The 12,807-nt window shown below is 50.2% G+C and carries 11 protein-coding genes; 2 read left to right on the forward strand and 9 right to left on the reverse strand.

Features of this window, described 5'->3' with window-relative positions:
- Positions 1–10 precede the first annotated feature (10 nt).
- A complete protein-coding gene (allE, locus tag D9597_RS14850) occupies positions 11–796 on the forward strand; it encodes a (S)-ureidoglycine aminohydrolase (RefSeq protein WP_130223135.1) in 786 nt (261 codons plus the stop codon).
- 210 nt (positions 797–1,006) lie between these two features.
- On the opposite strand, the gene glxK is transcribed toward allE, so the two are convergent.
- The 9 genes from glxK to allA form a co-directional block, all read right to left on the reverse strand.
- The gene (glxK, locus tag D9597_RS14855; protein ID WP_130223137.1) at positions 1,007–2,152 is read right to left on the reverse strand and encodes a glycerate 3-kinase; all 1,146 of its coding nucleotides are present in this window, start codon (positions 2,150–2,152) and stop codon (positions 1,007–1,009) included.
- 21 nt (positions 2,153–2,173) lie between these two features.
- Positions 2,174–3,475 (reverse strand): uracil/xanthine transporter, encoded by a 1,302-nt coding sequence (locus D9597_RS14860; RefSeq protein ID WP_130223139.1) that lies wholly within the window; start codon positions 3,473–3,475, stop codon positions 2,174–2,176.
- A 56-nt stretch (positions 3,476–3,531) separates the two neighbouring features.
- Positions 3,532–4,893, reverse strand: a complete 1,362-nt coding sequence (gene allB / locus D9597_RS14865) for an allantoinase AllB (protein WP_130223141.1) — start codon at positions 4,891–4,893, stop codon at positions 3,532–3,534.
- A 61-nt stretch (positions 4,894–4,954) separates the two neighbouring features.
- Complete coding sequence (locus D9597_RS14870; protein WP_130223143.1) at positions 4,955–6,409, reverse strand: putative allantoin permease; 1,455 nt, start codon at positions 6,407–6,409, stop codon at positions 4,955–4,957.
- A gap of 163 nt (positions 6,410–6,572) precedes the next feature.
- Positions 6,573–7,451 carry a 2-hydroxy-3-oxopropionate reductase gene (glxR, locus tag D9597_RS14875; protein WP_130215547.1) on the reverse strand — a complete coding sequence of 293 codons (879 nt, stop codon included), beginning with the start codon at positions 7,449–7,451 and terminating at the stop codon, positions 6,573–6,575.
- 100 nt (positions 7,452–7,551) lie between these two features.
- Positions 7,552–8,328 carry a hydroxypyruvate isomerase gene (gene hyi / locus D9597_RS14880; protein ID WP_130223145.1) on the reverse strand — a complete coding sequence of 259 codons (777 nt, stop codon included), beginning with the start codon at positions 8,326–8,328 and terminating at the stop codon, positions 7,552–7,554.
- A 12-nt stretch (positions 8,329–8,340) separates the two neighbouring features.
- A complete protein-coding gene (gene gcl / locus D9597_RS14885; RefSeq protein WP_130223147.1) occupies positions 8,341–10,122 on the reverse strand; it encodes a glyoxylate carboligase in 1,782 nt (593 codons plus the stop codon).
- 89 nt (positions 10,123–10,211) lie between these two features.
- Complete coding sequence (gene allR, locus D9597_RS14890; protein WP_130223150.1) at positions 10,212–11,027, reverse strand: HTH-type transcriptional repressor AllR; 816 nt, start codon at positions 11,025–11,027, stop codon at positions 10,212–10,214.
- A gap of 77 nt (positions 11,028–11,104) precedes the next feature.
- Positions 11,105–11,587: an ureidoglycolate lyase gene (allA, locus tag D9597_RS14895; RefSeq protein ID WP_130206359.1), complete on the reverse strand. Its 483-nt coding sequence runs from the start codon at positions 11,585–11,587 to the stop codon at positions 11,105–11,107.
- A gap of 229 nt (positions 11,588–11,816) precedes the next feature.
- On the opposite strand from allA, the gene allS reads away from it, so the two are divergent.
- Positions 11,817–12,743 carry an HTH-type transcriptional activator AllS gene (gene allS / locus D9597_RS14900; protein WP_130223152.1) on the forward strand — a complete coding sequence of 309 codons (927 nt, stop codon included), beginning with the start codon at positions 11,817–11,819 and terminating at the stop codon, positions 12,741–12,743.
- The last annotated feature ends 64 nt before the right edge of the window (positions 12,744–12,807 follow it).

Genomic DNA, 12,807 nt, shown 5'->3' on the forward strand with positions numbered 1-12,807 from the left:
GGAGTTATAAATGGGATATTTAAATAACGTCACCGGTTACCGCGATGATTTACTGGCTAACCGTGCGATTGTTAAACACGGTAATTTCGCACTGTTAACACCAGACGGTCTGGTAAAAAATATTATTCCGGGCTTTGAAAATTGTGACGCGACAATCCTCTCCACGCCAAAGCTGGGTGCCTCTTTTGTTGATTATCTGGTCACACTGCATCAAAACGGCGGCAACCAACAGGGCTTCGGTGGCGAAGGAATTGAAACGTTCCTGTATGTCATTTCTGGAAATATCACTGCCAAAGCCGAAGGCAAAACATTTGCCTTAAGCGAAGGTGGCTATCTTTATTGCCCGCCAGGCTCCTTAATGACGTTTGTTAACGCCCAGGCCGAAGATAGCCAAATCTTTTTATATAAGCGTCGCTATGTTCCGGTAGGAGGTCATGCGCCGTGGCTGGTTTCTGGCAATGCCAGCGAACTGGAACGCATTCACTATGAAGGTATGGACGATGTTATTCTGCTGGATTTCCTGCCCAAAGAGTTAGGCTTTGATATGAACATGCATATCCTCTCTTTTGCGCCAGGTGCCAGCCACGGTTATATCGAAACCCACGTTCAGGAGCACGGTGCTTATATTCTTTCCGGTCAGGGAGTTTATAACCTTGATAATAACTGGATACCGGTGAAAAAAGGCGATTACATCTTTATGGGCGCTTATTCCTTACAGGCTGGTTATGGTGTAGGGCGTGGTGAAGCATTCAGTTATATTTATTCAAAAGATTGCAACCGTGACGTTGAGATTTAAGTAATACCACTCGCCTGATATTTTTATTTTAGCTATGTTGGATTTCGCCACGGTTTATACCGTGGCTTTTTTTTCGCAACATTGCCTGATGCGCTTCGCTTATCAGGCCTACATGATAATTTCCGGGATGGATCCGGCATACACAACACGCACGTTGTCAGCAATCTGAAGCAGATGCGATATAAACCGCATCCGCTCTAATGGTTAGAATCAGCGTTTAATTCCCTGACCTATTTTAATGGCGCAGGCAATATTTCGCGCACTGTGGAAGAGATTGGTTTCACCGCTGGCGAGCACTTCGGCTAAAGGAGCCAGACGTGGCAAAATGCTGAATACCGCATCAATGCCGTACTGGTGCACCACTTCCACGCCATCACCCAATACGCCAGCAATCCCAATCACCGGGACATTAAACTGCTTCGCCACCGATGCCACACCCAGCGGCGCTTTACCGCCTGCCGTTTGCAAGTCGATGCGCCCTTCCCCGGTGATCACCAGTGCTGCACCCTGCACTGCCTGCGCAAGATTGACCGCATTCAACACAATCTCAATACCCGGTTTAATATCCGCATTGAGGAATACCGCCGCCGCAATGCCCATACCGCCCGCCGCGCCACCGCCCGCCATCTGGCAGACGTTGATTTCAGTTAGCTGTTGTAAAACACGGGCGTAATTTTGCAGCCCCTGTTCCAGCTCTTCGACCATCTCCGGCGTTGCCCCTTTTTGCGGGCCAAACACCGCCGCCGCGCCGCGTGTCCCTACCAGCGGGTTATCAACGTCACATGCTACTTCAATATGACAGTTCGCCAGACGCGGATCGCATTCATTCATCTCAATGCTTGCCACGCGCGCTAAATTGCCGCCGTTAGCCGCCAGCGCCTGACCGGCGGCATCAAGGAAACGCACACCAAGCGCCTGCGCCATGCCCATACCGCCGTCGACCGTCGCACTGCCGCCAATGCCGAGAATAATATGGCGAATGCCATTATCCAGCGCATGGCGAATTAACTCCCCCGTACCAAAACTGGAGGCCAGCAACGGATTACGCTTTTCAGGCGCGACCAGCATCAGGCCACTTGCTGCTGCCATCTCAATCACCGCCGTTTTCCCGTCGCCGGTAATGCCATAAAAAGCATTCACTTTTTCGCCCATCGGCCCGCAGACTTCAAGCTTCACGATGTTACCGTCCGTCGCGGCGACCATCGCCTCCACCGTCCCTTCGCCGCCATCCGCTATCGGCAAACAGATATAGTGCGCATCGGGAAATATGGTCGAAAACCCGGCTTTAATTGCCTGACAACATTTTTCTGCACTTAAGCTCTCTTTAAAAGAGTCTGGCGCAATGACAATCTTCATTATCAATCCTTTTTCAACAAATTATTCGATGCGTTCCCACGGAATAAGATTATCCATAAGAACAGCCAGTAAAATTCCGACCAGTAAGCCGTTACTGAGCAGAGGACGAAGCGTTAATGGAAGGTCTTGCAGATACACAGGCGGTAATGCCATTAAAAATATGCCGACAAATAACGGCAATGCGAGTCGATAAATATTGCGAGCGGTAAACGTTATTTGCTGGCTAAACACCAGCGCGGAAAAGAGTAAAGGCAGATAAGAAACCAGCATGACCGCGCTACTCACCGGTAAGGGAATACTGCAAAACAGTCGCGTGAGTGCCGGAACCAGCGCCACCAGCAGGCAAATAACGCTGCCATAAATAAATGAACGCCGCGTGTAATCACCAGTCTGGGTTAATAAACCAATGGATGAAACAAACGGTGAGAATGGAATTACTGCCAGCGGCACGGTTATCAGTGTCATAAATCCGGTCGCCACAAAGCTGCGACGATAACGCGTATTCCCCGCACCCTGCTGCGGATAAAAAACATCCGTGCCACGAATCGCACCGTAGGTATTGCTGATATTTACCAGACCTGTAATCACCGCCGTCAGAATAATCCCCGGCGACAAAGCACCGCCACTGCCGAGCGGGAACCACTGCCAGTGCAACTCACCGGAGAGCGAATGCGAAGAAGGAAAGCAAAAGTACCACAACAACCAGCCGGTTATGGTGCCAACCAGCAGGCCGTAACGGGCAAAACGTTGCGGCAGGAAGATAATCATCCCCAGTACCAGGCACATCACCGCCACCGAGAGCGCGAACGGCGGTAACTGAATCTTAAAATTCGGGTCGGCTATGCCAAACGGCAGCCCGAGCATACCTTTGAAAAAGATAGTGGTCAGCTGCGCGCCCAGCATCAACATAAACAAGACCATCACCGACGGCGTAAATAACCGCGCCAGGCGATGACCTAATCCGCTAAAACCAATCAACATCGTCAGCACGCCAGAGAGCGCAATTCCCACCGCCAGGCTGGTAGCGATATCGTTGATCGGTGTCCCGCGCGAGGCTTCGCCGAGAGTAATCGTGAGGATGGTTCCCCACCACAGGCCACCTGGCCCTTCCATAATAGCGCGACGATGACCGAAGAATGCCTGAGCGAAGCAGGCCAGCGCGGTTGCGAGAAAAGCATATTGCGTGAGCGTAAGCAGGCTACTTTGCGGCAACTGAAAAGCAGAAAGTAGCGTAGGAGGAACCACAACCGTGTTGCAAAAAATAAAGAAAAACCACTGAAATCCTGATAACAGGCTTTCGCGGCTCACTGCAAAATTGAACATAAACACACCTTAACCGAAGAATGCCCGCCGCAAGGACGGGCATTGCAGGGGCCAGATTACTGCTGATGTTTAAGGATAAATTGACCTTTCGGCGCAACAGGGAAGCCCTGTTCGATGTCGTAAATCACATCACCACGTAAGAGGGTTTTCGTGATACGCGCGCCAATGGTACGGCCAACATACGGGCTGACTTTGTGGCGATATTCCAGATCGTCATTGGTAAGAACATAGCTGCTATTCGGCTGAATGAAGACGAAGTCGGCATCTTTTCCTGGGGCGATACGGCCTTTTTGCTGCAGACCGAAAATATCTGCTGCGTTAGTCGCCATTAATTTGCCGAACATTGCCAGAGACATACCGCGTTTCTGTACCGCTTCATCGAACATCACGTCCATGCAGCTTTGCAGACCGGCGATACCGCCCCATGCTTTCATGATGTTGCCTGCTTTCATTTCCGGCGGGCATGGAGAGTGGTCGGAAACCAGGCAGTCGATTTCACCGTTAAACAGTTTTTCCCACATGCCTTTCTGGTTTTCCAGATCGCGGATCGGCGGTGAACACTTCGCCAGGGTGCCAATTTCTTCGAACTGATCGGTATCCAGCACAAAGTAATGCGGGCAGGATTCACAGGTAACGTCCTGACCTTCCTGACGTGCACGAGTGACTTCCTCAACACCTTCCGGGCTGCTGACGTGGCAAACGTGCAGACGGCAACCAGCAACTTTCGCCAGGTACAGCACGCGGCGAATCGCTTCCACTTCGGTAAATACCGGACGCGAAGCCACATAGTCATGAGCGGTTACGCGACCTTCACGCTTCGCTTCTTCGCCCAGTTCGTCACAGATCAGCGCGTTTTCGCAGTGCACCAGCACCGGCTGACCCAGTTCGCCCAGCTTCTGCGCGCCTTTGAAGAACTGCCAGTCGTTTACATCACGGAAGTCGTTATCGATACCGCGATCGCCACAGGTCGCAACGAAGCATTTGAAGCCGACAACGCCCACTTCATCCAGCTCGTGCAGACGGTCGATGTTGTAAGACACCAGGCCACCGAGTTGTGCCGCATCGATAGTCAGCTTGCCTTTAGCAGCATCGAACTTCAGTTCAATAGAAGCGCGGTCAACCGTTGCAGGCAGCTGATTGAGCGGCATTTCGATCATGGTGGTGATACCGCCTTTTGCCGCTGCGCGAGTACCGGTTTCATAACCTTCCCAGTGGCTACGACCTGGTTCAGAAATATGGGTGTGCGCATCAACCATGCCCGGAGAAACCACCAGACCAGACGCATCCATAACTTCTTTTGCATCGCCCAGATCCTGACCGATAGCGGCAATTTTTCCGCCTTTAACGGCGATATCTACAACGCGAGCTTCGTTTTCTAAAATGACGGTGCCGTTTTTAATAATTAAATCAAAAGACATAACAAACTCCTTGTAAAATACAGATTGGTTTTTCTAACTCAATTTTGAATATCGGGATTAATTAACCTGTGACTTTTTGTTCTCCTGTTTTTTCGACTGCTGTGCGTTTTTTTAATAAAGCGTAGGCCGCAAAGGCGACGATAACGCCGACAAACCATGAAACACGCGATAACGGTTCCATGACCGGAATAAATTTACCGCCGAGAGATAAAATAACCGCTACCAGAGTTACTGAGAACGCCGTGAGATTAAATCCGTTATCGTAATATTTGAAATCACCTGAAGCGGTATACAGTTCATCAAGATTAATTTGTCCGCGCATCACCACAAAATAATGCGCCATCATGACACCAATTACCGGACCCAGCATCCCACCGATAATATCGAGGAACAGATAAATACTGTCCTGATTTTCCATTAATTTCCACGGACAGATCAGCAGGCTGATAATACTGGCAATCAGTACGCCGTTTTTATAGGTCAGTTTTGTCGGTGCAATGGCGGCAATCTGATAACCGGCTGGAATAATATTACCGGTGGCGTTAGTGGAGATAGTCGTCATCAGAATAACCAGTACCGCAAAGAATGAGGCGAACAAGCTGTCCCAACGTTGAACAATATCCAGCACGTTCCAGGTATCAGCGCCGTAATGAATACTGGCGCCAGCAATAATACTTACCCCGGCGACCGCAAACAGAATATAGGCCACCACTAATCCCAGCGTTTGTCCCAGCGCCTGCTCACGGAAAGAGTGGGCGTTTTGCGTAAAGTCAGATGCACTCACCGCCGGTGCCGCCCAAACCGCAACCACCGCGTTAATCACCACCAGAAACAGGAAACCGCTGTTTTCTGCTTTCTGGATACCGCTCGGGATGTAGTCGAGAATTGGACCGATACCTACCAGTGAAATCGCCCAAATCGCCATGCCGCCGAAAACGATATAGATGCACGGGTTAAGAATGGCGGTGAATTTATTTAATACTTTGCCACCGCCGAAGCCGATACCAACGTTCACCAGCCAGAAGAGTAAGAACGTAATCAGGCCTGGCAGTGAAAGCCCTAACAGGGTGAAATCACCACCGAGAGTTAAAAATCCCGGCCAGATTTTGCCTATCAAAATAAGAAACGCCAGCGATCCGGCATAACACTGCAAACCAAACCACATAATGGCAGCAATCCCGCCTCTTAATAGTCCGGGAAACAGAGCGCCACGCACGCCATAAGAAGCTCGTAGGATCATGGCAAACGGTACGCCGTATTTACTGCCCGCCGCACCGTTTAATACCATTACCACAGCAATAAAAAAGGCGCTAAGGATAATTGCCAGCATAATACTAAAGGTAGACAAGCCGAGAATAAAAAAGCCGCCGACCATCACATAATTGGGAACGTTATGAACCGAACCCATCCATAAGGTAAAATAGTTAAATGTTTTCCAGGTCCGCTGGCTTTGCGTTTTCGGCAATAGATCTTCGCTATAGCCGCGTTTCTGGAATAGTTTTCTCTGATGTTCCATAAATCCCTCTTAATTTCACGTATCGAATAACGTTGTTTTAATCTAGCTATGAGGAACAAATAAAAATATTATTTTTAATACTGAAGCAACGTCGTTGGCTGCTTTCTTTTTTTATATTGCTGGCCGATTCATTTTCTGATATCGGCCATTTTTATTGCGGGCATCAGGCCAGTTTATGGTTAGCCATTAATTCCAGCGCCTGCACTAATGCAGAGTGATCCAACTGGCTGCCACCGTTTGCCGCACAGGTATTAAATAGCTCCTGGCAGGTCGCGGTGTTTGGCAGGTTCAGCGCCAGTGCTTTCGCACTTTGCAGTGCCAGGTTGAGATCTTTCTGGTGCAGAGCGATTTTGAAACCAGGATTAAAGGTGCGTTTAATCATGCGCTCACCATGAACTTCCAGAATACGTGAGGAAGCAAAGCCGCCCATCAGCGCCTGGCGCACACGCACCGGATCAGCACCGGCTTTCGAAGCAAACAACAGGGCTTCAGAAACCGCTTCAATATTGAGCGCCACGATAATCTGGTTTGCCACTTTGCAGGTTTGACCGTCGCCGTTACCGCCCACGAGGGTGATATTTTTACCGAGCAGTTCAAACAGCGGTTTAACACGTTCAAATACCGCTTCGTCACCGCCAACCATAATCGACAACGTCCCTTCACGCGCGCCGATTTCACCGCCGGAGACTGGCGCATCGAGATAATCGCCACCCAGTTCATTCACCTGACGAGCGAAACGTTTAGTTTCAATCGGTGAAATGGAGCTCATATCAACAATGGTCTTGCCCTTCAGCGCGGCTTTGGTACAACCATTTTCACCAAACAGAACTTCTTCAACGTGCGGCGTATCCGGCACCATTATAAAAATGATGTCGGCAGCGTCCGTTACCTGGCGCGCGGTGTCGACATTAACGGCACCGAGTGACAGTAATTCATCAGCAACCGGTCCAATGGTCGTGACATGTAATTGATGACCGGCACGCGCCAGATTAATGGCCATCGGAGTACCCATAATGCCTAAGCCAATAAATCCCAGTTTCATAATTAACCTCTTTTTAAATGTCGCTATTCCTGAATCCAGACAACACGATCCCCTGCCGACTTAGCGGCCTAAAAAAGCATTGCCTGAACAGCGTTACGTTTTAACGGTACGGATCCATCCAGCGTAAACCAGCTTCCGTGGTGGTTTGAGGTTTATATTCACACCCAACCCAACCGTTGTAGTCAGAATTTTCAATTACCGTAAAGAGATATTCGTAATTAATTTCTCCGGTCCCTGGTTCGCCGCGATGTGGATTATCGGCAATTTGCAGGTGACCAATTTTATCGGCCCATTGGGTCATGGTGTTGGTTAATTCACCTTCCATCCGCTGCATGTGATAAATGTCATACTGAATTTTTAAATTGCAGCAACCAACATCGTCAATCAGTTTCAACGCCTGTTGAGTTCCGGTGAGATGGAAACCAGGAATATCGAAATGGTTGATAGGTTCAATCAGTAATAAAATATCTTCTTTCATCAACATATTCGCGGCATAACGCAGGTTTTCCACAAGCGTTGCGTGAATCTGTTCACTGCTGAAACCAGTCGGCGTTTTACCGACCAGACAGTTGATTTTTTTATTCCCCAACGCACGGGCATAACGAATCGCTGCTGCTACGCCATCACGAAACTCTTCTTCACGGCCAGGAATACAGGCAATACCCCGCTCGCCTGCCGCCCAGTCACCCGCCGGTAAATTATGTAACGTATGTTCGAGTTTATTACTCGCCAGTACATGTTTTAATTCTTCAATGTCGTAGTCATAAGGAAACATAAATTCAACACCGCGAAAACCACACTGCGCGGCTTTCTCAAAACGGGCGAGAAAATCATATTCACCAAATAACATCGATAAATTAGCAGAGAAACGTAACATTATTTATCTCCCTTATTCATAGTGCATGAAGCAGGTTTCAGTCGGCGCGTCCGCTGCGCTATCAGCGATATCTTCAAATTCCATGACGTTATCCAGTTCACTGCCCATCGAAATATTGGTTACACGTTCCAGCATAATTTCCACCACCACCGGGACACGGTACTGCGCCATTAAGGCTTTCGCCTGTTCAAAGGCTGGAGCAATATCTTCCGGTTTGAAAACGCGGATAGCTTTACAACCTAAACCTTCCGCTACTTTCACGTGGTCAACGCCGTAACCGTTCACATCACTGGAGTTAATATTTTCGAACGCGAGCTGTACGCAGTAATCCATATCAAATGCGCGTTGCGACTGGCGAATCAGACCGAGATAGGCGTTATTGACCAGCACATGGATGTACGGAATGTTGAACTGTGCGCCAACGGCTAATTCTTCAATCAGGAACTGGAAGTCGAAGTCACCGGAAATCGCCACCACATTGCGCTCTGGATCAGCGGCACAAACCCCCAGCGCCGCCGGAATGGTCCAGCCCAGCGGGCCTGCCTGACCACAGTTGATCCAGTGACGGTCTTTAAAGACATGCAGCATTTGCGCCGCAGCGATTTGTGACAGGCCGATGGTGGTGACATAGCAAACATCACGTCCAAAGGCTTTGTTCATCTCTTCATACACGCGCTGCGGTTTCACTGGCACGTTGTCGAAGTGAGTTTTACGCAACAAAGTACGTTTGCGCTGCTGGCAGTCGGCGACCCATTCTTTACGACACGGCAGACGACCTGCTTTTTGCATCTCCTGCGCCACTTCAACCAGCAGCGTCAGCGCCGCTTTGGCGTCGGAGACAATGCCGAGATCCGGGCACAGCACGCGGCCAATTTGCGTCGGCTCAATATCGATATGAACGATTTTGCGCCCTTCGGTGTATTTCTCTACCGAACCGGTATGACGGTTAGCAAAACGGTTACCGATACCAAACACCATGTCGGACGCCAGCAACGTTGCGTTACCGTAACGATGCGCGGTTTGCAGACCCACCATCCCGGCCATCAGTTCGTGATCATCCGGAATACAGCCCCAGCCCATCAGCGTTGGAATCACCGGAACGCTGGTCAGTTCGGCAAACTGTTGTAACAGCGCCGCGGCATCGGCGTTGATCACCCCGCCCCCGGCAACAATCACCGGACGTTCGGCCTGAATTAACATTTCTACCGCTTTTTCGATCTGCATACGGCTGGCTGCAGGTTTGTAGACTGGCAGCGGTTCGTACATGTCAGGATCAAACTCGATTTCCGCAACCTGTACGTCGAACGGTAAATCCACCAGTACCGGACCCGGACGCCCAGAACGCATCAGGTGAAATGCCTGTTGCAGCACACGAGGCACCAGCGCCGCTTCACGAACTGTAACCGCCATTTTACTGACCGGCTTGGCGATAGCTTCGATATCCACAGCTTGGAAATCTTCTTTATGCAGACGGGCGCGCGGAGCCTGACCAGTGATGCACAGAATAGGAATGGAATCAGCAGAAGCGGAATAGAGCGCGGTGATCATGTCCGTGCCCGCAGGACCAGAAGTCCCCAGACAAACGCCGATATTCCCAGCCGTTGCGCGGGTATAGCCTTCCGCCATGTGCGACGCACCTTCCACGTGACGCGCCAGAATGTGACGAATACCGCCGTGCTTACGCATCGCTGAGTAGAACGGATTGATTGCAGCTCCCGGAACGCCGAAGGCGGTGGTGATACCTTCTTTCTCCAGCACATACATTGCCGCGTCAACGGCTCTCATTTTTGCCATTTTATTCCTACCTCTATTAATTGGAAAAATTTTCCAACTTTCAAATTTTGTCAAAAAAACCCGCTCCGCAGAGCGGGATGCGACAGACACTATGGATGTGCTTTCAGTCCCAACGCCGTGCTGATATCGCGGGCGGTGTCTCTGACCAGCTCACCCTGACTGACAAAACGATCTTCTGTCAGTCTTGATGAAGGCCCGGAGATGGAGATAGCGGCAACAACACTACCTACATCATCGTAAATTGCTGAAGCTATGCAATTCAGGCCTACAACATGCTCTTCTTTATCTACGGTATAGCCCAGTTCACGCGCTTGTTCCAGGTCCTTCAGCAAGGTGGGCATATCCACAAGCGTCGTTGGCGTAAACTGCTGCAAACCGGTTTGCAGGATGATGCTCATCAGCTCATCTTCCGCCAGCGGATAAAGCAGCGCCTTGCCCGCACCGGAAGCATGCAGCGGCAGACGACTGCCCAGCGGCGCACACATCCTGACCATCGATTTACACTCTAACTGACCAATTAATACCGCTTCATTGCCGTTACGAATCGCGACATTGACCGTCTCGCCGGAAAGTAGCATCAGGCGGCGCATAAACGGCCCGGCGACGGAGAGGACATCACGGTTATGGATGTACGCCGCGCCGACGTTAAAGACACCTAATCCTATATGCCACCAGCCTAACTGACTGTCCTGATAGACAAAATCCGCTGCCTGTAAAACCTTTAACAGGCGAAAGGTCGTCGAGAGCGGCAAATCCAGATTGAGAGAAATATCGCTAACCGACGAACTTCCTCCACTTTTTTCCAGATATTGCAGAATCGCAATTCCCCGCTCTAACGCCTGTGCGCCCTTCTGTGCCACAGGCTCCGCCTGTCCTGGCCTGCCGCGCCGTCTAACTTCCGTCATACCTACGTTAACTCCGACCTACAAGTGAGCATAAACAATGAACAATTAGTTTATCTTATGCAAGTCGGTTGCAGGCGTCACGCAAAACAGAGTTCCTGTTCAGGAATACTTTCAACATCACAGTTGTCACTGCCGCCGCGATCGATGGTCAGAAAATCGGTGACGCGCTGCCAGGCGAAAAGCGGGTGATGCCAGACGTTACGATGATAATTCACCCCCTGCTCACCGTTGGTGATAAACGCCCGCAGCGTTGACAGGTCTGGTTTATCGTCACCTGACGCCACGACCACTACAAACACTTCACCTTTCATCGGGATAAAGGCCTGAGTACCCAGCGGATGACGTTCGAGTTCGTGGATGGTCAGCGGCAGATTCGCCGGTTGCGCGCGGTTAATGCTGATAAGCGTACGGTCTTGCTCAAGAATCTCAACCAGCGCCAAATCGTGATAGCGCTCCACCAGGCCATTGTTAATATGGAAAAAATCCCGTTGCTGCGTTTCGATAACGTCGCCATAAGCACAGAAGGCTTCCTGACTTAACGGTAATACCTGAAGTTTCATCTTTTTGTCCTTGTAACATAATTCCGTTCAACTACCGCCGACCGGTCAGCTTGGTTTCAATAACAGGCAATCTAAAACCTAAAGAGAACAACATCAACACAAAAGTTGGAATATTTTTCCAAAACTAGATTTAGCCCACAAATCACGCAGGGTTATCATGTGAAAATACAGGTAAATCAAAGGACAGGAAAATCACGCAACCTGCGGATTTAAAAGGGGATACCTGAAGATGTTTGATCCAGAAACTTTGCGGACTTTCATTGCTGTTGCCGAAACGGGAAGTTTTTCAAAAGCGGCAGAACGATTATGTAAAACGACGGCGACCATCAGTTATCGCATTAAGCTTCTGGAAGAGAATACCGGAGTGGCGCTGTTTTTCCGCACGACTCGTAGCGTGACGTTGACAGCGGCTGGCGAACATCTGCTTTGTCAGGCCAGAGACTGGCTGAGCTGGCTGGAAAGCATGCCGAGCGAGCTACAACAGGTGAATGATGGCGTGGAACGCCAGGTGAATATTGTCATCAACAACCTGCTCTACAATCCCCAGGCCGTCGCCCAACTGCTGGCGTGGCTGAATGAACGTTACCCCTTTACCCAGTTTCACATCTCCCGGCAAATCTACATGGGCGTCTGGGATTCGCTACTTTACGAAGGTTTTTCACTGGCCATCGGCGTCACGGGAACCGAAGCACTGGCAAATACTTTTAGCCTTGATCCCTTAGGTTCGGTGCAATGGCGCTTTGTCATGGCGGCAGATCATCCACTGGCGAAGGTTGAAGAGCCGCTAACAGAAGCGCAGTTGCGGCGCTTTCCTGCGGTCAATATTGAAGACAGCGCCCGCACCTTAACCAAACGCGTCGCCTGGCGTTTGCCGGGGCAAAAGGAGATTATTGTTCCTGATATGGAAACGAAAATCGCCGCCCATCTGGCGGGCGTTGGCATTGGTTTTTTGCCAAAATCACTTTGCCAGTCGATGATTGATAATCAACAACTGGTCAGCCGGGTCATTCCAACGATGCGCCCGCCTTCGCCATTGAGTCTGGCATGGCGTAAATTTGGCAGCGGCAAAGCGGTGGAAGATATTGTGGCCTTGTTTACCCAGCGCAGGCCGGAAATCAGTGGATTTTTAGAAATTTTCGGCAACTCACACAGTTAAAAATCAAGTTTCCTTGCGCGTTGGCGCGTAAAATAGCGCGCAAGCTGATTTGAGGTTCACTTTT

The sequence above is a fragment of the Escherichia sp. E13S3 genome (genome assembly GCF_004212325.1).
GTDB lineage: Bacteria > Pseudomonadota > Gammaproteobacteria > Enterobacterales > Enterobacteriaceae > Escherichia.

Bases quoted from the DNA above. Each gene is read 5' to 3' on its own strand.
- allB (WP_130223141.1), bottom strand. From the start codon at position 4,893: ATGTCTTTTGATTTAATTATTAAAAACGGCACCGTCATTTTAGAAAAC.
- allR (WP_130223150.1), bottom strand. From the start codon at position 11,027: ATGACGGAAGTTAGACGGCGCGGCAGGCCAGGACAGGCGGAGCCTGTG.
- allA (WP_130206359.1), bottom strand. From the start codon at position 11,587: ATGAAACTTCAGGTATTACCGTTAAGTCAGGAAGCCTTCTGTGCTTAT.
- gcl (WP_130223147.1), bottom strand. From the start codon at position 10,122: ATGGCAAAAATGAGAGCCGTTGACGCGGCAATGTATGTGCTGGAGAAA.
- D9597_RS14870 (WP_130223143.1), bottom strand. From the start codon at position 6,409: ATGGAACATCAGAGAAAACTATTCCAGAAACGCGGCTATAGCGAAGAT.
- glxR (WP_130215547.1), bottom strand. From the start codon at position 7,451: ATGAAACTGGGATTTATTGGCTTAGGCATTATGGGTACTCCGATGGCC.
- hyi (WP_130223145.1), bottom strand. From the start codon at position 8,328: ATGTTACGTTTCTCTGCTAATTTATCGATGTTATTTGGTGAATATGAT.
- allE (WP_130223135.1), top strand. From the start codon at position 11: ATGGGATATTTAAATAACGTCACCGGTTACCGCGATGATTTACTGGCT.
- allS (WP_130223152.1), top strand. From the start codon at position 11,817: ATGTTTGATCCAGAAACTTTGCGGACTTTCATTGCTGTTGCCGAAACG.
- glxK (WP_130223137.1), bottom strand. From the start codon at position 2,152: ATGAAGATTGTCATTGCGCCAGACTCTTTTAAAGAGAGCTTAAGTGCA.
- D9597_RS14860 (WP_130223139.1), bottom strand. From the start codon at position 3,475: ATGTTCAATTTTGCAGTGAGCCGCGAAAGCCTGTTATCAGGATTTCAG.